The following is a 25413-nucleotide window of genomic DNA, read 5'->3' as shown; positions in this document are numbered from 1 at the left end:
CGGCTCACTCCTCGCGCTCACAGTGCTGGCCCGGTTCGCGACTGCGGGGCTCGCAACCCCGGCTCACTCCTCGCGCTCACAGTGCTGGCCCGGTTCGCGACTGCGGGGCTCGCAACCCCGGCTCACTCCTCGCGCTCACAGCGGCGTCACGTACGCGCCGGTGATGCCGCCGTCGACCACGAACTGCGCGGCGGTCATGAACGAGGCGTCGTCGCTGGCCAGGAACGCCACCGCGGCGGCGATCTCGGTCGGGTCGCCGAACCGGCCCATCGGCACGTGCACGAGACGCCGGGCGGCCCGCTCCGGGTCCTTGGCGAACAGGTCCAGCAGCAGCGGGGTGGCCACCGGCCCGGGGCAGAGCGCGTTGACCCGGATGCCCTCGCGGGCGAACTGCACGCCCAGCTCCCGGGTCATCGCCAGCACCCCGCCCTTGCTCGCCGTGTACGCGATCTGCGACGTGGCGGCGCCCATCAGCGCCACGAACGAGGCGGTGTTGATGATCGAGCCCTTGCCCTGCCGGCGCATGTGCGGGATGACGTGCTTGCAGCACAGGTAGACGCTCGTGGTGTTGACCCGCAGCACCCGCTCCCAGGCGTCCAGCCCGGTCTCCAGGATGGAGTCGTCGTCGGGCGGGGAGATGCCGGCGTTGTTGAACGCGACGTCCACCCGGCCGTGCCGGTCCACCACGCCGTCGAAGAGGTCACGGACCGCTGTCTCGTCGGCCACGTCCGCGGCGACGAACTCCCCGTCCACCTCCCGCGCCGCCCGGGTGCCGGCGTCGGCGTCGATGTCCACGCAGACCACCCGGGCCCCCTCGGCGGCGAAGCGCCGCACGGTGGCCAGCCCGATGCCGCTGCCCGCGCCGGTCACCACGGCCACCCGGTCCTGAAGCCGTCCCTGCACTGTGATCACTCCTCGGTGCCGATGAACACGTTCTTGACGTCGGTGAAGGCGTGCAGCGCGTCCGGGCCCAGCTCGCGGCCGAGGCCGGAGCGTTTCATCCCGCCGAACGGGGTCCAGTAACGCACCGAGGAGTGCGAGTTGACGCTGAGGTTGCCCGACTCCACCGCCCGGGCCACCCGGACGGCACGGCCCACGTCCCGGGTCCAGATCGAGCCGGAGAGGCCGTACTCGGTGTCGTTGGCCAGCCGGATCGCGTCCGCCTCGTCGTCGAACGGGAGCACCGAGACGACCGGGCCGAAGATCTCCTCCCGCCAGTGCCGGTCCGCCGGGGAGCCGGCGAGCAGCACGGTCGGGGCGTACCAGAAGCCGGGGCCGTCGGGGCACGAGCCGGTGAAGGCCACGTCCGCGTCGTCGACGTACCCGGCGACCCGATCCCGGTGTCCGGCGGAGATCAGCGGGCCCATCTCGGCGGTCTCGCGGGCCGGGTCCTCCACCCGGAACGCCCGCACGGCCGGTTCGAGCAGTTCCAGGAAGCGGTCGTACACCGGGCGTTGGACCAGGATCCGGGAGCGGGCGCAGCAGTCCTGGCCGGCGTTGTCGAAGACCGCGGACGGGGCGGTGGCCGCCGCCTTCGCCAGGTCGGCGTCGGCGAAGACGATGTTCGCCGACTTGCCGCCCAGCTCCAGCGTCACCCGCTTCACCTGGGCGGCGCAGCCGGCCATGATCCGGGTGCCGACCTCGGTGGAGCCGGTGAAGCAGATCTTGCGGACGGCCGGGTGGGTGACGAACCGTTCGCCGACCACGCCGCCCTGCCCGGGCAGCACGGTGAACACGCCGTCGGGCAGCCCGGCGTCGCGGGCCAGCTCGGCCAGGCGCAGCGCGGTCAGCGGGGTCAGCTCGGCCGGCTTGAGCACCACCGTGTTGCCGGCCGCGAGCGCGGGGGCGAGGCCCCAGCCGGCGATCGGCATCGGGAAGTTCCACGGCACGATCACGCCGACCACGCCGAGCGGCTCGTGGAACGTGACGTCGAGCCCGCCGGGCACCGGGATCTGCTGGCCGGTCAGCCGTTCCGGCGCGCCCGCGTAGTAGTCGAGCACGTCGCGGACGTTGCCGGCCTCCCAGCGCGCGTTGCCGATGGTGTGGCCGGCGTTGCGCACCTCCAGGAGAGCCAGCTCCTCCAGATGCGCGTCGACCTGGGCGGCGAACCGCCGCAGCAGCCGCCCCCGGTCCCCCGGCGCCACCCGACGCCATGTCTCGAACGCGGCGGAAGCCCGCGCGACAGCCGCATCCACGTCGTCGACGGAGCACCCCGGAACAACCCCGATCCCCGCCCCGTCGACAGGCGAGATCACCTCACCCACGCGTGTCCCCCCTCCCTCTCACCCTCACCTCGGCGATCTTGCAGTTACTGCCCCGACGAAAGCCGCATAACGTCCGCGCCGAGGGCCGCAAGTGCAAGATCGCGGGGGCGAGGGAGGGGCGGGGACGCGACGACGAGGGCGGGTCAGAGGCGTTCGAAGCCACGCCGCAGCTCCCAGTCCGTGACCGCGGCGTCGAAGGCGGTCAGCTCCACCTTCGCCTGGTTGGCGTAGTGGGCGGTCACCTCGTCGCCGAATGCCGTCCGGGCCACCTCCGAGCGCTGCCACAGGTCGAGCGCGTCGCGCAGCGTGCCGGGGACCCGCTCGGCCTCCGGGTCGTCGTACGCGTTGCCGGTGCACTCGTCCGCCAGCTCCAGCTCGTTCTCGATGCCGTGCACCGCGCCGGCCACCAGCGCGGCGATCGCCAGGTACGGGTTGACGTCCGCCCCCGGCACCCGGTTCTCCACCCGCATCCCCTGCCCGTGCCCGACCAGCCGCAACGCGCAGGTGCGGTTGTCGGTGCCCCAGCGCAGCGCGGTCGGCGCGAACGAGCCCGGCTGATAACGCTTGTAGGAGTTGATGTTCGGCGCGAACAGCAGGCTGAACTCGCGCATGGTGGCGAGCAGCCCGGCCAGCACCCGCTGCCCGGTCACGCTCAGGTGTGCCGGCCCGTCGCCCAGCATCGCCGACTTGCCGGCGGCGTCGCGCAGCGAGAAGTGGATGTGGCAGGAGTTGCCCTCCCGCTCGTTCGGCTTGGCCATGAACGTGATCGCCATGCCCTCCTGGGCGGCGATCTCCTTGGCGCCGTTCTTGTAGATGACGTGGTGGTCGGCGCAGCGCACCGCCTCGTCGTAGCGGAAGGCGATCTCGTGCTGGCCGAGGTTGCACTCGCCCTTGGCGCTCTCCGGGGTGAGGCCGGCGGCGGCCATCTCGGTGCGGATGCGGCGCAGCAGCGGCTCCACCCGCGCGGTGCCGAGCAGCGAGTAGTCCACGTTGTACTGGTTGGCCGGGGTCAGGTCGCGGTAGCCGCGCGACCACGCCTGCTCGTACGAGTCGCGGTAGAGCACGAACTCCAGCTCGGTGCCGGCGTACGCGGTCAGCCCGTGCGCGGCCAGCCGGTCGAGCTGCCGGCGCAGGATCTGCCGGGGCGAGGCGACCACCGGGCCGGAGCCGTCCAGCCACTCCAGGTCGGCCAGCAGCAGCGCGGAGCCGGGCTGCCAGGGCATCCGGCGCAGCGTGTCCAGGTCGGGGCGCATGGCGAAGTCGCCGTAGCCGCGTTCCCAGCTCGACATCGCGTACCCGTCGACGGTGTTCATGTCCACGTCCACGGCGAGCAGGTAGTTGCACCCCTCGCTGCCGTTCGTGACCACCTGGTCGAGGAAGAAGGGCGCGTGGAACCGCTTGCCCTGCAACCGGCCCTGCATGTCGGTGAGGGCGAGCACCACCGTGTCGATCTCACCCTCGGTGACGGCGACCCGCAACTGTTCCAGCGAGAGCGGCGTTCTCTTCATCAGGGGGCCTCCATCACCAAGGTCTACTGGCAAACCGGATCACCGTCAATGCCCCGACGAGGTCGGGGGCGAAACGCCAGGAGTGCACATGCGTCGTCGGATCGTCGCGGCCGTCGCCGCCGTCCTCGTGATCGCACTGGGCGCCACCGACGCCCGCGCCGACCGGCAACCGGCCGCCACGCCCGAACGCCCCGCCACCGCCGCCGGCGCGGTAGACCGGCGGCCGGTCCCGTTCGACCTGCGCGCCCTCGGTCGGCGGACCGTCGGATCCGGGCCCGACCTGACCCGTCCCCGGGTGGTCGCCTCCGGGCTGGAGGTGCCGTGGGGCCTGGACTTCCTGCCCGACGGCAGCGCGCTGGTGGCGCAGCGGAACCAGGGCACGATCCTGCGGATCCGTCCCGGCCGCCCGGCCCGGCAGGTCGCCCGGATCCCCGACGTGGTGGCCGGCGGCGAGGCGGGCCTGCTCGGGCTCGCGGTCTCCCCCACCTACCGCCGGGACCGCTGGGTCTACGCCTGCTACACCACCGCCACCGACATCCGGATCGTCCGGTTCCGGCTCCGGTCGGACCGGGCCCCGCAGGTGCTGGTCAGCGGCATCGCCCGGGCCACCTTCCACGACGGCGGGCGGATCGCGTTCGGCCCCGACGGCATGCTCTACGCCGGCGTCGGCGACGCCGGGGTGCCCGCCCGCTCGCAGGACCTGTCCAGCCGCAACGGCAAGATCCTCCGGATCCGCCCGGACGGCGGGGTGCCGGCGGACAACCCGTTTCCCGGCTCGCCGGTCTACAGCTACGGCCACCGCAACGTGCAGGGGCTCGCCTGGGACCGGGGCGGCCGGCTGTTCGCCACCGAGTTCGGCCAGAGCACCTGGGACGAGGTGAACCGGATCGTGCCGGGCGGCAACTACGGCTGGCCGATCGTGGAGGGCGTCGCCGGCGACCCCCGGTTCCGGGACCCGGTGGTCGTCTGGCCGCCCGCCCAGGCCTCACCGAGCGGCGCCGCGTTCAGCCGGGGCACACTCTTCGTGGCCGCGCTGCGCGGCACCCGGCTCTGGGCGATCCCGGTCGACGCCGCCGGCAACGTCGGCGTACCGGTGGCGGAACTGGTCGGGACGTACGGCCGCCTGCGTACCGTGGCGGTCGCCCCGGACGGCGCGCTCTGGGTGACCACCAGCAACCGCGAGCCGCGCGGCGTCCCGCCGGCGGCCGACGACGACCGCGTCCTCCGCTTCCCGCCCACCCACCGCCAGCCCTCGGCCTGAGACCCCTGGGGTACGCGGACAGCCCGTCGGCCGCCGGTGGCGCCCAGGTCAGTAGCGGGTGCCGGCGGGTGCCGGCAGAGCGTCGAGTTCCGCCAGGTCGGTGTCGGTGAGCCGGAGCCGGGCGGCGGCGGCGTTCTCGTCGAGCCGGGTGCGGCGACGGGTGCCGGGGATCGGCACGACGTGGTCGCCCTGGGCCAGGGTCCAGGCGAGGGCCACCTGTCCGGCGGTGGCGTGGTGCCGGGCGGCGATGGCTTCGACCCGGTCGACGAGGGCGAGGTTGGCGGCGCGGTTGTCCTGGTGGAAACGGGGCAGGCGGCCGCGGAAGTCGTCGGCGGCGAAGACGGTGTCCCGGTACCGGCCGGTGAGGAATCCGCGGCCGAGCGGGGAGAACGGCACGAACGCGGCACCGTGGCGGACGCACCAGTCGAGGCTGGTGGTGAGGTGGTCGCGGGTCCACAGGGACAGTTCCGACTGGACGGCGCTGATCGGGTGTACGGCGTGGGCGCGGTCGAGCTGGTCGACGGTGAACTCGGAGACCCCGAGGGCACGGGCCTTGCCGGCGGCGACCATCTCGGCCATGGCGCCGATGCTGTCCTCGACGGGGACGTTCGGGTCGGGCCGGTGCAGGTAGTACAGGTCGACGTGGTCGACTCCGAGCCGGCGCAGGGACGCGTCGATGGCCTGCCGCAGGTGTTCGGGCCGGCCGTCCTGCACGATGGGGAAGTTGTCCCCGTCGGTGTCGGTGACGACGTTGCCGCCCTTGGTGGCGAGGACGACCTCGTCGCGCCGGCCGGCGACGGCCCTGCCGACGACCTCCTCGTTGGTGAAGGGGCCGTACATGTCGGCGGTGTCGAGGAAGGTGACCCCGAGGTCGAGAGCGTGGCCGATGACCTGGTCCGGGTCCTCCGCCCCGGGGTCGTCACCGTAGGCCCAGGTCATACCCATGCAGCCGAGTCCGACGGCGCCGACGGTGGGCCCGTCGGTCCAGAGCTGCCGGGTGGGAATGGTGTCGGTGGTCATCCGTCTCTCCTCAGGTTCACGCCCCGGTCGGTGCGGGCCGCCTCCGGCTCCGGTCGTCGAACCCGACGTTACGAGTTCGAGCGCACTCGAAGGCAACCTGTCGGCCCGCACGACTTGCGTGCGACGAGGTCAGGCCGGCGGGGTGGGAGCCTGCTCCTCGACCGTACGACGGGGGCCGGTGAACCACTTGCGGGCCGAGGCGTACCACCAGATGGCGACGCCGAGCAGCACGCCACCGATCGCCAGCGGGGCGTAGTTGACGGCGGTCCAGGAGAAGTCGGGGTGGCCCGGCACGCCGGCCGGGACGATCGGCAGCACGAAGTAGACCGAGATGATCGCGATCTCCACCACCGCGATCCAGCCGAGCAGCCGGTAGCGCCGGCCGAGCGTCCACGGCCCTGGCACGAACCGGTCCCCCATCCGCAGTCGCAGGAAGATCGGGATGATGAAGGACAGGTAGAGCCCGATCACCGCCACCGACACCACCGCGTAGAACGCGACCGGGATGCCGCCGCGCTGGTACAGCGCGGGCAGGGTGAGCACCAGCCCGGCCAGCGTGGCACCGATGATGGCGTTGACCGGCGTGCCGTTGCGGTTCACCCTCGACCAGAGCCGCCAGCCCGGCACCGCCCGGTCGCGGCTGAACGCGTACGCCATCCGCGACATCGAGGTCACGCAGCTCATCCCGCAGAAGAACTGCCCGATGGTGGAGATGATGATGACGGCCTTGAAGAAGAACGGCGTCAGCGCGGTCTCGAAGATCGCCCCGGAGAAACCGCTCGCCTCGTGGATCGCCTCCACGTCGGTGGCGGCGAACAGGAACGCGAGCAGCAGGATCCAGCCGCCCACGGCGGAATAGAAGATCGACCGCCACAGCCCCTGCGCGGCGGCCTTGGACGCGCCCCGGGTCTCCTCGGAGACGTGCGCGCAGGCGTCGAAGCCGGTGATCGTGTACTGGGTGAGCAGGAAGCCCAGCGGCAGCACGTAGAACCAGAACGTCAACCCCCCGCCGTCGCCGAAGCCGGAGTTGTCGAACCGCTGGGTGAACACGAACCGGAAGCTCTGGTGGTCGTCCGGGACCAGGACCAGGATCAGCACCACCGCGGCCGCGCCGGCCACGTGCCACCAGACCGAGACGTTCTGGAGTACGTCGATGACGTGGTGCCCGTAGATGTTGATCAGCCCGTGCAGGGCCAGGATCACCACGAACAGCCCGAACGTCTGCTGCCCGGTGCCGGCCCAGCCGTCGAACAGCGCCGACAGCGTCAGGTTGAGGAACGTGGCGCAGCCGTAGTCGACCGACGCGGTCACCGCGACCAGCCCGATCAGGTTGAGCCAGCCGGTGAACCAGCCGTGCACCGGTCGGCCCATGGTCGCCGCCCACCAGTAGATCCCGCCCGCCGTGGGGTACGCCGAGACCAGCTCGGCCAGGCAGAACCCGATGATCAGGATGAACAGCGAGATCAGCGGCCAGCCCCAGGAGATCGCCACCGGGCCGCCGTTGTTCCACGCCTGGCCGAACGTGGTGAAGCAGCCGGCCAGGATCGAGATGATGGAGAACGAGATGGCGAAGTTGGAGAAGCCGCTCCACTTGCGGCGCAACTCCTGCTTGTAGCCGAGCTCGGCGAGTCGTCGGGCGTCGTCGTCCATCGGCTGCTCGGCGGTCGGCGCGGGCGTCGTGGCCACTGCACACCTCCTCGAGGCGAAGTCCCCGTACGAGTGCTCGCAGTCTGCTCCCGCCGATCAAGGTGGTCAATACGCGTCCCGGGTAATTGCGTTGTCCCCGCTTCCCGCCCGGGGCATGCTTGAAGCCGTGACCAGGCCCGACCCGACGGGCCGGCACCGGGCGCTCGGCAACGCCCGGTCCGCGGCGGCGCGTGGCGTCCACCTCTCTCTCACTGATGTACGGCGATCCGCCGTACCCCCGGACGCCCCGCGCCGCCGCACTCTCACGTCCGGCCGACGGTGATCCAGGCGGTGAGGAAGTCGGCGGCCGGCACCGCGAAGAGCAGGCAGACCCCGGCCAGCCGGGCGATGGTGGGCCGGCGGACGGCGACGGCGTAGCCGGCGACCAGCACCGGTGCCCACAGGTCCTGCAGGAGCCACGACTCCCGCCGGACCAGCAGGTCGAGGTGGCAGACCGCGAGCCACACCACGGTCGCCGCCGACCAGAGGACCAGGCCGGCGCGTCGACACGCCCGCGTACCCCAGCGCACCGCCGCGGTGACGTCCCCGGCGACGCGGTCGGCGGCGACGTCCAATACGGTCGTCGGCAGGTAGAGCGCGGCGACCAGGAACAGGCCCAGCAGCGCCACGAGGTGCGGGTAGCCGGTGACCGGCCGGTGCAGGGACCAGCCGGCCAGTGGCGCGAGGACCCCGACGGCGAGGGCGTTGGCGGCGACGTCCAGGCCCGGCCGGGTCTTCAGTCGCACCGGCGGCGCGCTGTAGAGCCACCCGAGCAGCAGCACGACCGCCGTGCCGAGGGCGAAGGCCGGTCCGACCGCCGTGGCGGCGAGCACGAGCGCCGCGAGCGCGGCCCCGTGGTGCCAGCGCATCAGATCGGCCGCGGTGAGCAGGCCGGTGACCAGTGGGGCGCCGGCCTTGCGCGGGTTCCGCCGGTCGCTGGGCAGGTCGTACCGGTCGTTGACGGCGAGCACGGCGGTCCAGAGCAACGGCCCGAGCACCACCAGGGCGGCCAGCGAGCGCGGCAGCGTCGCCGCCGGCGGCAGCCAGCGGTGGGTGGCGAGCACCGAGCCGGCGTACGCGGCGGCCCAGCCGAGCGGCCAGAACCACGGACGCGACAGGAGCAGCAGCGCCCGGGCCCGGGCCGTTCGCGCGTCGGCGGCGGGGCGGAGGAGAACCATGCCACCGACGCTAGGAATCCGCCCGGCCGACGGACTCCCGCCGGCGAGCCAGGGCGCTCCCCCGCGACGGGGAACCGCGGGTCAGGCGAACAGCAGGCCCGCCACCCAGAGCGCGGCGATCACCAGGCCGGCGGAGAACTCGACGAGCATGGACAACCCGGCCGCCTTGAGCGCCTGCACCGTCGCCGGCCAGGCCAACTGGTTGCTGCCCAGCCGCAGCCGCTCCGCGCCCCAGATGCCGCCGACGAAGCCGATCGGCAGACCGATCACCGGGATCACGAAGAACCCGACCAGGCCGAGCAGTCCGCCGGCCAACAGCGACGACGTGGGTACGCCGGTGCGTTTGAGGTTCCGCCCCGGCCAGAGGTACTTGACCACGGTGCCGCCGGCGGCGACCACGGTGGCGGCGGCGAGCACCGCCCAGCGGCCCGGGCCGGCGTCGGCGAAGATCGCCCAGACCAGCACGCCGCCCCAGCACAGCGGCAGCGCCGGCAGCCCCGGCACCACCACCCCGGCCAGGCCGGCCAGGATCGCCAGGGCGGCGACCACCGACACCACTGCCTGCGAATCGCTCAGACTCACGAGTTCTCTCTCTTCTCTGCACAGGCGCTGCATGATCGAGGTGTTAAGCAGGGGCCCCGCCTCTACCGGAGGCGTTAACAGGGGGCCCTTCCTTACCCCTCCAGGCGGGCGCGGATGCCGTCGGCGGGCATCGGGGCGCCGAACAGGCGGCCCTGCCCGGTGTCGCAGCGCAGCGCCCGCAACCGTTCGGCCTGCACCTCGGTCTCCACCGCCTCGGCCGTCACCGACAGCTCCAGCGCGTGGGCCAGCCGGACCAGCGCGTCGACGATCCGCTCGTCCCGGTGGTCGGCGACCGCGTCCGCGCCGTCGCCCCGGATCCCCTCGACGAACGGGCCGGCCAGCTTCACGCAGTGGATCGGCAGCCGGCGCAGGTACGCCAGGTTCGAGTAGCCGGTGCCGAAGTCGTCGATGGCCAGCCGCAGCCCGAGGTCGGCGAGCTGGTGCAGGGCACGCAGCGGCTCGCCCGCGCTGCCCATCACCGCGCTCTCGGTCAGCTCCAGCTGGAGCAGCGCGGCGGGCAGCCCGGTGTGCTGCAACGCCTCGGCCACGGTCTCCACGATGGCCGGGTCGTCGGCCTGCCGGGCGGCCAGGTTGACGCTCACCACCGGCGTGGTCGACGGGAACGCCCGCCGCCAGCTCTCCGCGTCCCGGCAGGCCTGGCGCAGCACCCAGGCGCCGAGCCGGACGATCAGGCCGGTCTCCTCGGCCAGCCCGATGAACCGGTCCGGCCCGAGCAGCCCCAGCTCCGGGTGCTGCCAGCGGACCAGCGCCTCGACCGCCACCATCGTGCCGTCCAGCAGGGACACGATCGGCTGGTAGTGCAGCACGAACTCGCCCCGGTCCAGCGCGGCCGGCAGGTTCGACGCCAGCGAGGAGCGGGCGATGTCGGCGGCGCTGCGCTCCGGGTCGTACACCGCCCAGCGGCCCCGCCCCTCGGCCTTGGCCCAGTAGAGCGTGGTGTCCGCGGCCTTCATCAGCTCCGCGACGCTGGTCTCCGCCGCCGGGCACTCCACGATGCCGATGCTGGCCGAGACGGCGAGCTGCTGGTCGCCCACGTGCACCGGCGCGGAGACCGCGGCCAGGGCCAGCTCGGCCACCTCCACCGCGTCGTCGATGCCGCCGTCGGAGTCGACCAGGATGACGAACTCGTCTCCGCCCATCCGGGCCACCAGGTGCCCCCGACCGGCCACGCAGTCGCTCAGCCGCCGGGCGATCACCTTGAGCAGCCGATCGCCCAGGTCGTGGCCGAGGCTGTCGTTGACCGCCTTGAAGCCGTCCAGGTCGATGAAGCAGAGCCCGACGCGCTGCTCCGGCCCGGCCGCGTCGAAGACGTCGCCCAACGTCTCGAAGAACAGCGTCCGGTTCGGCAGCCCGGTCAGCGGGTCGTGCAACGCCTGGAAGCGCAGTCGTTGCTGCAGCTCGTACCGCTGGGTGATGTCCTCGATCATGGCGACGGTGAAGCGGGGGCGGCCGTCGTCGTAGCGGATGAGCGAGACGGCCAGGTCGGTCCAGACCACGCTGCCGTCCTTGCGGTAGTAGCGCTTCTCCACCCGGGCGCTGTCCCGCTTGCCCTCGATCAGCTCCTGGTAGACCTCCCACATGCCGGCCGCGTCGTCGGCGTGGAACAACCCGGCCACGTTCATCCGCCGCAACTCGCCGACGGTGTAGCCGAGCATGTCCGCGAAGGACTGGTTCACCTCGATGATCTGCCCGTCGACGCCGGCGATGCCGATGCCGATGGCCGCGCCGGTGAAGACCGCCCGGAAGCGTGCCTCGCTGTCGCGCAGCGCCTGCTCCACGGTGTCCCGGGCCTGCCAGGCGGAACGGGCGATCCGCTCCTGCTGGCTGAACACCCGGTCGCGCAGGGCCCGGGCGAACCCGGCGGCGAGCGCGCCCTGCAACAGCGCGACCCGTTCCCGCAGCTCGGGCGACTCCTCCCGGGCCGGCAGCACCCAGGGCAGGAACCGGTCGCCGAGGGCCTGCACCGACCAGTCGAGCACGCCGGGCTCGGTGAGGTGCGCCTCGACCAGGGCACGCCCGACCTCCTCCGCCGGTCGGGCGGAGAAGGTCGGGGCGAGCAACGCCCGGCCCAGCCGCTCGGTGAGCGGCACCAGCAGACGCTCGGTCTCGACCGCGCTCAGCGGCACGAAACCGATGCGTCGCACCGCCCGGGCCCACTCCGCGGCGTACGCGGCGGCGCCGGGACGGCTGACGTCACCCCCGTCGTTCTCCGGGGTGCGCATGTCGGCTCAGCCGGCAGCGCGGTCGTGCCGGGCCACGCCACCGAACGCCCCGAAGCGTTCCGGGTGCTCGTCCACGTCGGACGGCGAGTCGGGCCGCCACAGCGGCATGTGCACCACACCCGGTTCGAGGATCGTCCAGTCGCCGAAGAAGCCGGTGATCTCGGCCCGCGAGCGGAGCGTGATCTCGGTGGCGGTACGCGCCGACAGCCGCTGCGCGTCCAGCATCTCCTGCGGCTGGTCCTCGAACGTGGAGTGCGACACGACCAGGAAGCTGCCCGGTGCGGCGGCGGCCCGCAGGGTGGCCAGGATGTCGGCCGGGCGGTCCGCGTCCGGGATGAAGTGCACCACGCCGGCGAGCAGGATGCCCAGCGGCCGGTCGAAGTCGATCAGGCCGCTGGCCCGGGCCTGGTCCAGGATCAGCTTCGGCTCCCGCAGGTCGGCCAGGATCGCGGTGGCGCGGTCGTTGCCGGCCAGCAGCTCGTGGCTGTGCGCCACCGCGACCGGGTCGATGTCCACGTAGACGATGCGGGCCCGCGGGTCGGCCACCTGGGCGACCTCGTGCACGTTGCCCACGGTGGGAATACCGGAGCCGATGTCGAGGAACTGGTCGATGCCGGCGTCGAGCAGCACCCGGACGGCCCGGCGCAGGAACTCCCGCCCGGAGCGCATGGTGGCCGCCAGGTTGGGCGTCATGGCCGCGATCTGCTCGGCGAGCTGCCGGTCGATCTCGAAGTTGTGCGCGCCGCCGAGGAAGTAGTCGTAGACCCGGGCGGCGCTCGGCCGGGTCAGGTCGATCTCGGCGGGAAGTCCGTCCGGCGTCTGCATCGCTCGGTCCCCCAGGTCGTTCGCCGCCACGAGGCGGATCATGTGGTCCAGCCCACTCTAGGCGCGGACGACCAGCAACGGGAGATCCACCGGCGGCGATGCCGCCGGCCGGGCTCAGTCGGCCGACTCCAGCAGCATCGAGATGCCCTGCCCGACGCCGACGCACATGGTCGCCAGCGCCCGCCGGCCACCACGACGGCGCAGCTCCAGCGCGGCGGTCAGCGCCAGCCGGGCGCCGCTGGCGCCCAGCGGGTGGCCCAGCGCGATCGCCCCGCCGTTCGGGTTGACGTGCTCGGCGTCCTCGGGCAGGCCCAGCTCCCGCAGCACGGCCACGGACTGCGCGGCGAACGCCTCGTTCAGCTCCACCACGTCGACGTCGGCCAGATCCACGCCGTGGCGGTCGAGCAGCTTGCGGGTGGCCGGGACCGGGCCGATCCCCATGATCCGCGGCGGCACGCCGGCCGCCGCCGCGCCACGTACCCGGGCCAGCGGGGTGAGGCCGTAGCGGTCGACGGCGGCCGCGGAGGCGACCAGCAGCGCGACCGCGCCGTCGTTGACGCCGGAGGAGTTGCCGGCGGTCACCGTCCCGCCCTCGCGGAACGGGGTGGGCAGCGCGGCCAGCTTCTCCAGCGTCGTCTCCCGCGGGTGCTCGTCGACCTCGACCAGCTTCGTCTCCCGCCTGCCGGCCGGCACGGTCACCGGCACGATCTCCTCGGCCAGCCGGCCGTCGGCCTGCGCCTTCGCGGCCCGCTGCTGCGAGCGGTACGCGAACGCGTCCTGCGCCGCCCGGTCCACGCCGTACTCGGCGGCCACGTTCTCCGCCGTCTCCGGCATCGAGTCGATGCCCCAGCCGCGCTCCATCAGCGGGTTCACCAGCCGCCAGCCGATGGTGGTGTCGTAGACCTCGGCGGTGCGGGCGAACGGCGTGGCCGCCTTCGGCATCACGAACGGCGCGCGGCTCATGCTCTCCACGCCGCCGGCCACCAGCAGGTCGGCCTCGCCGGCCACGATCGCCCGGGCGGCGGTGGCGAGCGCGTCCAGGCCGGAGCCGCAGAGCCGGTTCACGGTGCTGCCCGGCACCTCCGGCGGCAGACCGCCGAGCAGCGCGGCCATCCGGGCCACGTTGCGGTTGTCCTCGCCGGCCTGGTTGGCGCAGCCGAGGATCACGTCGTCGGTGCGGGCCCAGTCGACCGACGGGTGGCGCGTCACCAGCTCGCGGACGACGTGCGCGGCCAGGTCGTCGGGGCGGACCCCGGCGAGGGCGCCGGCGTACCGGCCGATCGGGGTGCGAACTCCGGCAACGAGGTAGGCCACGGTCATCGCGCGCACGTCCTTCGGGGGTGGGAAGGGGTCGGTCGGCGGGTCGCCCGCCGGGTCACGGGGGCACCCGGCGCCAGGATATCCGCGCCCGGAGCGGATAGGTTGGCGGCATGGCCGGGGCCCAGTTCAGCGCAGAGACCAGCGGCGGCGGCGCGTTCGTCCGCCAACCCAACCGGTTCACCGGGCGGGTCACCCCGCACTCCACCTCGCCGGAGGGCGGCGGGCCGGACGAGCAGGGGCGGTGGCCGCTGGAGGCCGGCCGGTACCGCCTGGTCTGGTGCCGGGCCTGCCCGTGGGCGCACCGGGCCCGGATCGTGCGCAGCCTGCTCGGCCTGGACGAGGTGATCTCGCTGGGCACCGTGGACCCGATCCGGGACGAGCGCGGGTGGCGGTTCGCCCTCGACCCGGACGGCTTCGACCCGGTGCTGGGCATCGGCTTCCTCTCCGACGCCTACCTCGCCACCGACCCCGACTACACCGGCCGGGTGACCGTGCCGGCGCTGGTCGACACGCTCACCGGGCGGATCGTCACCAACGACTACCCGCAGCTCACGCTCGACCTCTCCACCGAGTGGCGACGGTTCCACGCCCCGGACGCCCCGGACCTCTACCCGGTCGAGCTGCGCCCGGAGATGGACGCGCTGATGGCGGAGATCCACCGGGACGTCAACAACGGCGTCTACCGGTGCGGTTTCGCCACCTCGCAGGAGGCGTACGACGAGGCGTTCACGGCGCTGTTCGCCCGGCTGGACGCGTTGAGCGAGCGGCTGGCCGGACGGCGCTACCTGATGGGGGACGCGATCACCGAGGCGGACGTCCGGCTGTTCACCACGCTGGTCCGCTTCGACGTGGCCTACCACGGGCACTTCAAGTGCAACCGGCAGAAGCTGACCGAGATGCCGGTGCTCTGGGCCTACGCCCGGGACCTGTTCCAGACCCCCGGCTTCGGCGAGACGGTGGACTTCGACCACATCAAGCGGCACTACTACGCCACCCACGACATGATCAACCCGACCCGGATCGTGCCGCTCGGTCCGGACCTGTCCGGCTGGACCACGCCGCACGGGCGTGGCTGACCGCACCTCGCGCCGGGTCGCCGCCGGGTCCGCCGCCGCCTGCCTGGTGGCCGGCGTGGTCGCGGTCACGGTCGCGCTGGTCGCCGGTCCCGGTCCCGGCCTGACCGGTTACGTCAGCGAGGCCGGCGTCACCGACAGCGGGTACGCCGGGACGTACCGGATCGGGGTCTTCGCCCTGGCCGCGGCGCTGCTGCTGCTCGCCGCGGCGCTGCCGCCGGCGGTGCGCGCGGCGCCCGGGCTGCTCGGCGCCGGCGCCGTCGCCACCGTGCTCTCCGGCGCGGTGACCTGCAGCACCGGCTGCCCGCTGCCGCCGTTCGAGGCCGCCACGGTGGCCGACCTGGTGCACGGCGGGGCCAGCATCGCGGCGACCGCCGCGGTGGTCTTCGCCATGCTGGCGGTGCTGCTCTCCCCCGCGGCCGGTACGGCGTTGCGGCGGGTCGCCGCGCTCGGCGCGGCGCTGGCGCTGCCACTGTCCGGCGCGGTCGGGCTGGCCATGCTCCTGGTCGGGCGGGGCGCGCTGGTGGGGGTGCTGGAGCGGGTGCTGCTGGGGGTGGTCGCGGCGTGGGGTCTGGGCACCGCGCTCCTCTGCGGGTGTAAGGGGCCTCACGGGGAGCGGTCCTTCCATCCGCGCCGCGACGGGAGTAGCGTCGGCCGGCGATGACCAATGTCTGGTGCCTCACCGAGCGCCTGTACGTCGACCTCCGACGGCAGGCCAGCGGCGTCTGTCCGGCGTAGCTCCGCTCCCGACGCCCGCCTCTCCCTCACCAGACCCTTGGACACGTCCTCATGGCTTCCGCCCTGCGCAAGTTCCCCTTCTCCGTGCAGATCCTGCTCGGCCTCGTCCTCGGCGTGGCGCTCGGCTTCCTCGCCCGCGCCAACGACCTCGCCTGGCTGACCAGCACCCTCGACACCGTCGGCGGTCTCTTCGTCCAGCTCCTCAAGCTGGCCGTGCCGCCGCTGGTCTTCACCGCCATCGTGGTCAGCGTGGTCAGCCTGCGCGGCGTGGCCAACGCCGCCCGGCTGGCCGTCAAGACGCTGCTCTGGTTCGGCATCACCGCGCTGATCGCGGTGAGCCTCGGCATCGGCCTCGGCCTGCTCACCAACCCCGGCCGGGGCGTCAACCTGGACCCGTCCGGCGCCAGCGCACCGAAGACCACCGGCTCCTGGATCGACTTCCTCACCGGCATCGTGCCGACCAACCCGGTCGGCGCGTTCGTCGAAGGCAACGTCCTGCAGATCGTCTTCCTCGCCCTGGTGGTGGGCGCGGCCGCGCTGCTCGTCGGTGACGCCGCCGAGCCGTTCGTGTCGCTCAACCGCGCGGTGCTCACCATCGTGCAGAAGGCGCTCTGGTGGGTCATCCGGCTCGCCCCGCTCGGCACCCTCGGCCTGATCGGCAACGCCGTCGCCTCGTACGGCTGGGACCTGCTGGCCCCGCTGGCGAAGTTCACCACCGCCGTCTACGTCGGCTGCGCCCTGGTGCTGTTCGTCGTCTACCCGGCGCTGCTCGCCGCGGCCGGCCGACTCAACCCGCTGCGCTTCTTCGCCGGCGCCTGGCCCGCGATCCAGCTGGCCTTCGTGTCCCGCTCCTCGGTGGGCACCATGCCGGTGACCCAGCGCTCGGTGGAGCGCCTCGGCGTCCCCCGCGAGTACGCCTCCTTCGCCGTGCCGTTCGGCGCCACCACGAAGATGGACGGCTGCGCCGCCATCTACCCGGCGCTGGCCGCGATCTTCGTGGCGCAGGTGTTCGGCGTCGACCTCGGCGTCACCGACTACCTGCTGATCGCGTTCGTCTCGGTGGTCGGCTCGGCCGCCACCGCCGGCCTGACCGGCGCGATCGTCATGCTCACGCTGACCCTGAGCACGCTGGGCCTGCCGCTGGCCGGCGCCGGCCTGCTGCTGGCCATCGACCCGATCCTGGACATGATGCGGACCGCCACCAACGTGGCCGGGCAGGCCGTGGTGCCGACCATCGTGGCCGCCCGCGAGGGCACGCTCGACCGGGCCGCGTACGACTCCGCCGGCAAGCGGGACCTGGTCGAGCCCGTCGAGCCGGCCGCCGAGCGCCTCGCCCCCGTACCCGCCTGAGCATCCTGATCCGGGTGCGTCCCTGGTCGCCGCGGCGACGAGGGACGCACCCGGTTCCACGACCCGAGGAGAACCGCATGAGCACCCTGTTCACGCCGCTCGCCCTGCGCGGCGTCACGCTGCCCAACCGGATCGCGATGGCGCCGATGTGCCAGTACAGCGCCGGCCCGGGCGGGTTGCCCACCGACTGGCACCGCGTCCACCTCGGCTCCCGGGCCGTCGGCGGCGCCGGGCTGGTGCTCAGCGAGGCGACCGCCGTGGTCCCCGAGGGGCGGATCACCCCGCAGGACGTCGGGCTCTGGTCCGACGCGCACGTCGACGCGTGGCGGCCGGTCACCGCGTTCGTCGCCGGCCAGGGCGCGGTGCCGGCGGTGCAGCTCGCGCACGCCGGGTTCAAGGCCTCCACGTACCGGCCGTGGGCCCCGCGCCACGGCGGCGTGCCGGACGCCGAGGGCGGCTGGACGCCGGTCGGCCCGGGCGGCGACCCGTTCGTCCCCGACTACCGCACACCGGCCGCGCTCGACGAGGCCGGCATCGCCGCCGTGGTGGCCGCCTTCGCCGCCGCCGCGAGGCGGGCGCTGGACGCCGGCTTCGCCGCGGTGGAGATCCACGCGGCGCACGGCTACCTGCTGCACGAGTTCCTCTCCCCGCTGACCAACCGGCGCGCCGACGGCTACGGCGGAGACCGGGCCGGCCGGATGCGGTTCACCCTGGAGGTGGCCCGCGCGGTCCGCGCCGCGGTCGGCGAGGCCGTGCCGGTGCTGACCCGCATCTCCGCCACCGACTGGACCGACGGCGGCTGGACGATCGAGGACAGCGTGGTGCTCGCCGGCGAGCTGGCGGCGGCCGGCGTGGACCTGGTCGACACCTCCTCCGGTGGCGCGGCGGCCCGGGCGGCCGTCCCCGTCGGCCCCGGCTACCAGGTGCCGCTGGCCGCCCGGATCCGCCGCAACGCCGGCGTGCCCACCGGCGCGGTGGGCCTGATCGTGGAGCCCGAGCAGGCCGAGCAGATCGTCGCCGGCGGTGAGGCGGACCTGGTGCTGCTGGGCCGGGAACTGCTCCGCGACCCGTACTGGCCGCGCCGCGCCGCCGCCAAACTGGGCGCCACCCCGGCCTGGCCCGACCAGTACGCCCGGGCCTTCTGACGCCACCCGTCCGCCCCGCCGCGACGGGCGGGGCGGACGGTGGTCAGCCGGCCAGGTGGGACCAGCGGGCCTCCAGGTCGGACCAGGCGCCCTGGGCCGCGACCACGCCGTCGACCAGCACCACCACGTGGTCCGCGCGGACCAGCGCGGCCCGCTTGGCGGTCGAGCCGACCACTGTCACCCCGTGCTCGCGCAGCGCCGCCCAGAGCGCCAGCTCCGTGGTCACGTCCAGCGCCGACGACACGTCGTCGGCGACCAGCAGCTCGGTACGCGGGGCGAGCGCCCGGGCCAGCGCCAGCCGCTGGAGCTGCCCGCCGGAGAGCCGGGTGCCCTTGTGCCCGATGAGCAGCCCGAGCCCGCCCCCGGCGGCGGCCAGGTCGTGTTCCAGCTGGGCGGTGGAGACCGCGCCGGCGGCGTCCACCTGGTGGCCGAGCGCGATGTTCTCGGCCACGGTGCCGGAGAGCACCCGGGGCAACTGCCCCACGTAGCCGACCTGGTTGGGGCGCAGGAACATCTCCGGCTCGGTGACCGGCTCGCCGTTCCAGCGCAGCGCCCCGACGTGGTGGACGATGCCGGCCAGCGCGCGCAGCAGCGACGACTTGCCGGCGCCGACCGGACCGACCACCAGCACCAGCTGCCCGCGCTCGACCACCAGGTCGACGTCGCGGACGGCCAGCGTGCCGTCGGAGTGCAGCGCGCCGAAGCCGGCCAGCTCCAGCCGCCGCAGCGGGTGCCGGGGCGGCGGCTCGGGCGCCGGCGCGGTGCCGGCGGCGAGGTCGAGCCCGGGCACCTCCGCGGAGTAGGTGGCCGTCCCGGTCATCGCCACGGTGCGCCGGGTCCACACCCGCGCCGACGGGTACTGGGAGACCAGCGCCGCGGTGGTCCAGGCGAACCAGCGGGCCGCGCCGAGGGTGGAGACGGCGACCAGCGTGGCGCCGGCGGACAGCTCGCCGGCCAGGTAGAGCGCCCAGGCCCCGATCGGCAGCAGTCCACTGGCGACGGACGGGGTGGACCGGGCCCACACCTGCATGGCGATCTCCCGCCGCTGCCGCTCGCTGCGCACCGCGTCCAGCCCGGCGAGGTGGCGCAGCACCGGGCGGGTGGCGCCGGCCAGCTTCACCGTACGGGCGGCGGAGAGCGCGGAGACCAGCGCGGTGGCGAACGCGGCCCGCGCCTTGACGGTGCCGGCGGCGGTGCGTTCCAGCTTCGGCCCGAACAGCGTGGCCGCCAGGCCGGAGGCCACCATCGTGCCGACGAAGAACAGCGCCGGTACGACACTGCCGGTGACGAGCGTCATGGTGAGCACGATGGCCACCGAGATGAACTGGTCCATCAGGTTGTCGGCGAGCTGCACCACCCGGTCGGTGTCGCCGCCCTGGGCCACCACCTCGGCCGGGGTGTGCCCGCTGACCCGGCGCGCGCCGGTCTGCCCGTGCACCAGCCGGGCGCTGATCCGCAGCATCTGGCGGATCCACCACTGCGGGAACCACAGGTTGGTCAGGTAGGGCAGCGGCAGCACCAGCAGCAGCGCGGCGGCGATGCCGAGCGCCGGCAGCCACGGGTCGCCGCCGGCGACCAGGTCGGCCCAGAGCCAGGGCAGCACCGCGCCGTCGAGCCCGAGCACCGTCATCACCACGAACAGGGCCACCGACACCAGGCCGTACCGGCGGTCGTTGACGCCCAGCCGGAGGATCTCCCGCATGGTCCGGGCGGACGGCGCGGGCGGCGCCGGCGGCGGCGCGGCGCGCGGCACGGCGACGCGGGGCGGCCCGGCGGCCGGCAGGACCGGCGCGTCGTCGACCCACTCGTCGGGCGCGTCGAGCAGGTCCACGCCGCCGCGGCGGGCGCCGGCACCCGCGTACGCCCCCGCGTGGCTGGTGGCGAGCAGCTCGGCGAAGCGGGCGGACTCGCGCAGCGGACCGGCCTCCAGCACCGCGCCGTCGGCCATCACCACGACCTCGTCGCAGCGCCGCACCGAGGAGAGCCGGTGCGCGATGACGATGCCGATGCGGTCGGTGAGCAGCCGCTCGGTGGCCTGGCGCACCCGGTTCTCGGTGACCGGGTCGAGCCGCGCGGTGGCCTCGTCGAGGATCACCACGTGCGGGTCCCGGACCAGGATCCGGGCGAACGCCACCAGTTGCTCCTGCCCGGCGGAGAGCACGTGGCCGCCATCGCCGAGGCGGGTGTGCACGCCGTCGGGCAGCTCGGCGATCCACCCGGCCAGGCCCAGTTCGGCGAGCGCCCGCTCGGCGGCTCCGAGCAGTTCCGGGTCGAAGAGGGCGACGTTCTCGGCGAGCGTGCCGGCCAGGATCTCGGTGCGCTGGGGCACCACGGCGATCCACCGGCGCAGTTCCTCGACGTCCAGGTCGACCACGTCGGTGTCGCCCAGGAAGACGGTGCCGCGCGGCACCTCCACGGCCCGGGTGAGCACCTTGGCCAGCGTCGACTTGCCCGATCCGGTGCGGCCGACCAGCGCGTACGAGCGGCCGCGGGCGAAGTCGAGCCGCACGTCGCGCAGCGCCGGGCCGCGCTCGTCGCCGGCGGCCGGGTAGCGGAAGGTGAGCCCGCGGACGGTCAGGTCGCCGTCGGCCGGGGCGACGCCGCCGACCGGTTCCTGCGGCGCGCCGGCCAGCAGCTGCACGCGCCCCCAGGCGCCGAACGCCTGTTGCAGGTGCGGCACCCAGCGGGCGATGTGCTCGACGGTCGCGCCGAACGCGATCGCCAGCAGCCAGATGGCGGTGAGCCGGGCGGCGTCCACCCGGCCGGTGGCGAGCGCCCACGCGCCGGCCAGCACCACCACCGCGATGCCGACCCGGACCCCGCCGGTGGCCACCGCGGTGACCCGGGCGGAGAGCCGGAAGACCCGGCCGCACCGGGCGATCACCTCGGCCGCCCGGCGGGCGTACAGGCGCAGCACGTACGGGCGGGCGAGGCTGGTGCGCACGTCGTCCTGGCCGTGCACCGCCTCCTCCATCACGGCGGCGAGGTCGGACCACGCCTCCTCCTCGGCCATCCGGGCCGGGGCGATCCGGGCGGTGGGGCGGCGCAGCGTGGCCGCGAGCAGCACGGTCAGCAGCACCATCCCGACGCCGGCGGGCCACCAGACGACCAGCGCGCTGACCGTGGCGAGCGCGCAGACGGCGAGGCCCTGCGCCAGGCGTACGCCGGTGTTCCGCATCTCGGCGGCGACCTGGTAGACGTCGTTGTCGATCCGGTCGAGCAGCTCGCCGACCGGGGTGGTCTCCAGGGCCGGCAGGTCCTGCCCGAGCGCGACGCGGCAGAGCCGGCGGCGGACGTCGGCGGACCAGTCGGCGGTGAGCCGGGCCATGATCAGCCCGATCAGCAGGTCGGTCACGACGGCGGCGACCAGCGCCACGGCGAGCGCGACGAACCAGCCGGACGAGCGGTGCACCAGCACCGGCCCGGCGAGCGCGGAGGCGGCGGCCTGACCACCGGCGCCCAGCACGATCAGCAGCAGGACGGCCGCCATCCGCCGGGGTGCGGTGGTCCAGAGATCTCGGAGCAGGCGCATAGGACAGTCCTCCGGACTCGGACGGGTGGGGGCGGTGAACCCAGCCTTCCCGTCCGGCCGGTGCGGATCAAACGAATTACCGCGTTCCGGTCAGGTATGGGCGACCCGGCGGACGATGCCGAGCAGCGCCTCCTGCACGTCGGCGATCGGCCGGTCGGGCTGGAAGACCAGCCAGTCCACGGCCACCACGAGCCCGACGCCGAACAGCGCCGAGCTGGCGGTCCGCACGTCCAGGTCGGCCGGGAGGTCGCCGCTGTCCACGCCGGCGCGGACCGTCTCGGCGATCACCTCGATGGCCTCGCCGCGCAGCAGCCGCAGCGTCTGCTGCCACTCCCGGTTGGTGCGCCACATCTCCGAGAGCAGGAGCTGGGCGAAGGCCCGGTAGCGGCGGATGTACTCCAGCTCGGCCCGGACCAGGGCGGCGAGCGCCTCGCGCGGCGGCAACCCGTCGACGGCGGCCCGGAACTCGGCGGTGAGCAGGCCGATGCCGTGCCGCAGCAGCTCCTCGAAGAGGACCGTCTTGGACTCGAAGTTGTAGTAGACGGTCCCCTTGGCCACCCCGGCCCGGGCCGCGATGTCGTCCACCGTGGTGGCCGAGAAACCCTGCTCGGCGATGAGCTCCACCGCCGCCACGAAGAGACGCTGGCGGGTGTCCTCCCGCCGGCGCGACCGACCGTCCGTCACCGCCCCATCCTCACATGGTCAGTTCGGGGTGCAGTTTGGCCGGGGTCAGCCGGCGGGACCGGCGCGCCGCGCCGACGGTGAGCACCAGGGCGCCGAGCCCGAAGGCGAGCAGGACCAGCGCCCCGCCGACCACCGGGCCGGCCGGCCCGCCGTTGACGGTGTGCCGCAGGCCGGCCACCACGTACGTCATCGGCAGCCAGGGGTGGATCGCCTGGAAGAAGCCGGGTGAGGTCTGCACCGGGTAGGTGCCGCCGGAGGAGGTGAGCTGGAGCATCAGCAGGGCCAGCGCGGCCAGCCGGCCGGCCGGGCCGAGCGCGACGCCGAGCAGCTGCATGATCGCGGTGAACGCCAGCGAGGTGAGCGCGAGCAGCCCGAAGGTCGCCGCGCCGTGCTGCGGGTGCAGTCCGAGCGCGAGCGTCACCACCGCGTAGAGCACCGCGACCTGGGCCAGGCCGATCCCGGCCGCCGGCAGCCAGCCGGCGAGCACGACCCGCCAGCCGGGCGCGCCGGACATCACGTGCCGCCGGTTGACCGGCCGCAACAGCATGTACGTGATCATCGCGCCGACCCAGAGCGCCAGCGCCAGGAAGTAGGGCGCGAAGCCCACGCCGTAGGAGCCGGCCGGGTGCCGCGAGTCGCGGATCAGGCCGACGGGGTCGCCGAGCACGTCGGCGCGACTGCTCGCGTCGTCGTACCCGGGCAGCTTCTTCTCCCCGGCGGCGAGCCCGTCGGCGAGGTCGCCGGCGCCGCCCTCCAGCCGGGTCAGCCCGTCGACCAGCTTGGTGCTGCCGGTGCCGAGCTGGGCCAGGCCGCCGTCGAGCGCCCGGGCGCCGGTGGCGAGCCGGTAGAGCCCGCCGCGCAACTGGTCGGCGCCGGTGGACGCGTCGCCGAGCCCGTCGCGGAGCTTGGCGCTGCCCTGGGCGAGCGTGGTGAGCCCGCCGGCCAGCTCGTCGACCTTGGCCCGGGCGGAGGCGACGTCGTCGGCCAGGTGCGGCGCGGCGGCGGCCACCTCGCGGGCGGTCTTCGCGACCTCGGTCATCTGCTTCTTCAACGCGGCCAGGGCGGTCCGGTCCAGGGCGGACCCCAACGCCTTCGCCTGGGTCACGGCCCGGTCGGCGGCCGTACGGGCGGCGGCGAAGTCGCTGTCGTCGGCCAGTTCGGGGTGCTCCTTCGCGACCGCGTCGAGCCGGTCGGAGATCTCCTGCGCCGTCCGCACCACCTCGTCGGCCTTCGCGGGCAGCGCGTCCAGGCCGTCGGCGAGCTGCTGCGCGCCGGTGGCGACGGCGGTGGCCGCCTGTTGGATCTTCTCGGCGTTGCGGCGCAGCACCGGTTCGTACCGGTCGGCCGCGGCGTCGACCTTCGCGGCGGCGGCCCTCGTCTCGGTGGCGGCCCGGCCGGCGCCGTCGGCGAGCTGGGCCGCGCCGGTCTGCAACTGGTCGAGGCCCCGGGCCAGCTTGTCGGCACCCTGGACCGACTGGTTCAGGCCGCCGGCGAGCTGCCCGGCGCCGTCCTCGGCGCTCCCCAGCCCGTCGGCGAGCTGACCGGCGCCGCGCTGCGAGGTGCCGAGCCCGTCGGAGATCTTGCCCGCCCCGTCGGCGGCCCGGCCGGTCTCGGCCTTGGCGTCGGTGAAGCCGATCAGCATCTTGTCGAAGTACGAGGCGGCGGTGCTCTCCGCGGCGGCGGCCCGGATCTCGCTGAACGCCGAGCGGGCGAGCAGCCCGGAGAGGTAGTTGGTGGCGTCGTCGTTGACCACCTTCAGCTCGCCCTGCCGGGCCGGGCGGTCCGGCTCGGGGCTGGCGGCCAGCGTGGCGGAGAAGTCGGCGGGGATGGAGAAGACCAGGTGGTAGCGACCGTCGCGCAGGCCCTTCGTGGCGTCGGCCTGGTCGGTCACGGTCCAGCCGAAGACCTTGCGGTCGAGCAGTTCGTCAGCGAGGTCCCGCCCGGCGTGCACCTCGGTGCCGTCGCCGGCCCGGGCCGGCCGGTCGGCGTTGACCAGGGCGACCGGGATCCGGTCGAGGTTCCCGTACGGGTCCCAGAAGGCGTAGAGGTAGAGCGCGCCGTAGAGCAGCGGCACCACGGTGAGCACGGCGAGCGCGGCGCGCGGCAGCCGGCCGCGGGTCATCCGGCGCAGCTCGAACAGGGCCAGTCGCAGCACGCTCATGCGGGCACCTCGGCGGTCGGGGCGGAAGCGGTCGGGGCGGAACCGGTCAGGGCGGAAGCGGTCGGGGCGGGACCGGTCAGGGCGGAAGCGGTCGGGGCGGGACCGGTCAGGGCGGGGGCGGGCAGCGCGGGGTCACCGATGCGGTGCGCGGTGGCGGACACCCCGGGTTCGACGGCGCGGGCGCTGACGACCACCGCGTACCCCTGGTCGGCGAGGCGTTCCAGGGCGGCCCACATCCACTCCCGTTCGGGGCGGTCGGCGCCGGCGTCCACGTCGTCGGCGACGATCAGGCTGGGGCCGCCGAGGCTGGCCAGCACCAGCCCGAGCACCTGCCGCTCGACCGGGGTGAGGTCGCGGCCGTACCGGTCGGGGTCGAGCGGGGCGTCGGTGAAGCCGGCGCCGGCGATGGCGGCGGCGTAGGCGTCGCGGCGGTAGGCCCGGCGCGCCCGCACGGCGGCGACCGGGACGAGCTGGCGGCGGCGGCGGCGCGGGACCGGGCCGAGCAGCAGCAGCCGTTCGGTGATGTGCTCGGCGACGGTGAGCGTCGGGTCGGGCTCGTGCACGCCGGCCACCTGGCCGAGCGCGGCCGGTCCCCGGCGGCGCAGCTCGCCGTGGCTGTGCGGGAAGCGCCCGGCCAGGGCGAGCAGCAGCGAGGTGCGCCCGCTGCCGGGAGGCCCGGTCACCGCGTGCAGCTCACCGGCGGCGGCGGTGAGGTCGACGTCCCGGTAGACCCAGCCGCGACGGGTCCGCAGCCCGAGCCCGCTGGCCTCGACGATCGTCATGACACCCGTTCCCATAACTAAACTGACTGGTCAGTACAAAAACATGACCAGCATAGCGCCG

The 25413-nt window shown here is 74.2% G+C and carries 19 protein-coding genes; 5 read left to right on the top strand and 14 right to left on the bottom strand.

Going from position 1 to position 25413, the window contains the following annotated elements; genetic code table 11:
• Positions 1-135: 135 nt before the first annotated feature.
• The 3 genes from ACN27B_RS17280 to ACN27B_RS17270 all read right to left on the bottom strand — a co-directional run bounded on the left by ACN27B_RS17280 (position 136) and on the right by ACN27B_RS17270 (position 3772).
• Positions 136-903, bottom strand: a complete 768-nt coding sequence (locus ACN27B_RS17280) for a 3-oxoacyl-ACP reductase (RefSeq protein WP_099164724.1) — start codon at positions 901-903, stop codon at positions 136-138.
• A 5-nt stretch (positions 904-908) separates the two neighbouring features.
• A complete protein-coding gene (locus ACN27B_RS17275) occupies positions 909-2255 on the bottom strand; it encodes an aldehyde dehydrogenase family protein (RefSeq protein ID WP_371682298.1) in 1347 nt (448 codons plus the stop codon).
• A 152-nt stretch (positions 2256-2407) separates the two neighbouring features.
• Positions 2408-3772 (bottom strand): glutamine synthetase family protein, encoded by a 1365-nt coding sequence (locus tag ACN27B_RS17270; RefSeq protein ID WP_099162094.1) that lies wholly within the window; start codon positions 3770-3772, stop codon positions 2408-2410.
• A gap of 88 nt (positions 3773-3860) precedes the next feature.
• Between ACN27B_RS17270 and ACN27B_RS17265 the strand changes: the two genes are divergently transcribed.
• Positions 3861-5033, top strand: a complete 1173-nt coding sequence (locus ACN27B_RS17265; protein WP_422740996.1) for a PQQ-dependent sugar dehydrogenase — start codon at positions 3861-3863, stop codon at positions 5031-5033.
• Between the two features lie 48 nt (positions 5034-5081).
• On the opposite strand, the gene ACN27B_RS17260 is transcribed toward ACN27B_RS17265, so the two are convergent.
• The 7 genes from ACN27B_RS17260 to pcaF all read right to left on the bottom strand — a co-directional run bounded on the left by ACN27B_RS17260 (position 5082) and on the right by pcaF (position 13887).
• Positions 5082-6053 carry an aldo/keto reductase gene (locus tag ACN27B_RS17260; protein WP_355521727.1) on the bottom strand — a complete coding sequence of 324 codons (972 nt, stop codon included), beginning with the start codon at positions 6051-6053 and terminating at the stop codon, positions 5082-5084.
• Between the two features lie 129 nt (positions 6054-6182).
• Positions 6183-7739 (bottom strand): amino acid permease, encoded by a 1557-nt coding sequence (locus ACN27B_RS17255; RefSeq protein WP_422740995.1) that lies wholly within the window; start codon positions 7737-7739, stop codon positions 6183-6185.
• Positions 7740-8002: 263 nt separating this feature from the next.
• Positions 8003-8917, bottom strand: coding sequence for a UbiA family prenyltransferase (locus ACN27B_RS17250; protein ID WP_422740994.1), 915 nt, complete (start codon positions 8915-8917; stop codon positions 8003-8005).
• A gap of 81 nt (positions 8918-8998) precedes the next feature.
• Positions 8999-9499 carry a DUF456 domain-containing protein gene (locus ACN27B_RS17245; protein WP_396824269.1) on the bottom strand — a complete coding sequence of 167 codons (501 nt, stop codon included), beginning with the start codon at positions 9497-9499 and terminating at the stop codon, positions 8999-9001.
• Between the two features lie 92 nt (positions 9500-9591).
• A complete protein-coding gene (locus ACN27B_RS17240; protein WP_099162100.1) occupies positions 9592-11742 on the bottom strand; it encodes a putative bifunctional diguanylate cyclase/phosphodiesterase in 2151 nt (716 codons plus the stop codon).
• Positions 11743-11748: 6 nt separating this feature from the next.
• Positions 11749-12567, bottom strand: coding sequence for an SAM-dependent methyltransferase (locus ACN27B_RS17235; RefSeq protein ID WP_099164725.1), 819 nt, complete (start codon positions 12565-12567; stop codon positions 11749-11751).
• 114 nt (positions 12568-12681) lie between these two features.
• Positions 12682-13887 carry a 3-oxoadipyl-CoA thiolase gene (gene pcaF, locus ACN27B_RS17230; protein WP_396824267.1) on the bottom strand — a complete coding sequence of 402 codons (1206 nt, stop codon included), beginning with the start codon at positions 13885-13887 and terminating at the stop codon, positions 12682-12684.
• 110 nt (positions 13888-13997) lie between these two features.
• Between pcaF and ACN27B_RS17225 the strand changes: the two genes are divergently transcribed.
• From ACN27B_RS17225 to ACN27B_RS17210, 4 genes are all read left to right on the top strand, one after another.
• Positions 13998-14963 (top strand): glutathione S-transferase family protein, encoded by a 966-nt coding sequence (locus ACN27B_RS17225; RefSeq protein WP_099162102.1) that lies wholly within the window; start codon positions 13998-14000, stop codon positions 14961-14963.
• A complete protein-coding gene (locus ACN27B_RS17220) occupies positions 14956-15624 on the top strand; it encodes a DUF998 domain-containing protein (RefSeq protein ID WP_396824265.1) in 669 nt (222 codons plus the stop codon). The genes ACN27B_RS17225 and ACN27B_RS17220 overlap by 8 nt, the downstream gene beginning before the upstream one ends.
• Before the next feature lie 137 nt (positions 15625-15761).
• Entirely contained in the window at positions 15762-17048 is a 1287-nt protein-coding gene (locus ACN27B_RS17215) for a dicarboxylate/amino acid:cation symporter (protein WP_172968018.1), read from the top strand.
• Positions 17049-17125: 77 nt separating this feature from the next.
• Positions 17126-18193: an NADH:flavin oxidoreductase/NADH oxidase gene (locus ACN27B_RS17210; RefSeq protein WP_422740993.1), complete on the top strand. Its 1068-nt coding sequence runs from the start codon at positions 17126-17128 to the stop codon at positions 18191-18193.
• A gap of 43 nt (positions 18194-18236) precedes the next feature.
• On the opposite strand, the gene ACN27B_RS17205 is transcribed toward ACN27B_RS17210, so the two are convergent.
• From ACN27B_RS17205 to ACN27B_RS17190, 4 genes are all read right to left on the bottom strand, one after another.
• Positions 18237-21725 carry an ATP-binding cassette domain-containing protein gene (locus tag ACN27B_RS17205; RefSeq protein ID WP_422740992.1) on the bottom strand — a complete coding sequence of 1163 codons (3489 nt, stop codon included), beginning with the start codon at positions 21723-21725 and terminating at the stop codon, positions 18237-18239.
• Between the two features lie 90 nt (positions 21726-21815).
• The gene (locus tag ACN27B_RS17200; protein WP_422740991.1) at positions 21816-22409 is read right to left on the bottom strand and encodes a TetR/AcrR family transcriptional regulator; all 594 of its coding nucleotides are present in this window, start codon (positions 22407-22409) and stop codon (positions 21816-21818) included.
• A 10-nt stretch (positions 22410-22419) separates the two neighbouring features.
• Positions 22420-24570, bottom strand: a complete 2151-nt coding sequence (locus tag ACN27B_RS17195) for a YhgE/Pip family protein (protein WP_422740990.1) — start codon at positions 24568-24570, stop codon at positions 22420-22422.
• Positions 24567-25352, bottom strand: a complete 786-nt coding sequence (locus tag ACN27B_RS17190) for an ATP-binding cassette domain-containing protein (protein WP_422740989.1) — start codon at positions 25350-25352, stop codon at positions 24567-24569. Before ACN27B_RS17190 ends, ACN27B_RS17195 begins: the two co-directional genes overlap by 4 nt.
• Between the last annotated feature and the right edge of the window lie 61 nt (positions 25353-25413).

Origin of the sequence: Micromonospora sp. WMMD754, from assembly GCF_049315235.1 — a bacterium.
In the GTDB taxonomy this organism is placed as follows: Bacteria; Actinomycetota; Actinomycetes; order Mycobacteriales; family Micromonosporaceae; genus Micromonospora; species Micromonospora sediminicola.
This window is presented reverse-complemented; position numbering and strand designations above follow the sequence as displayed.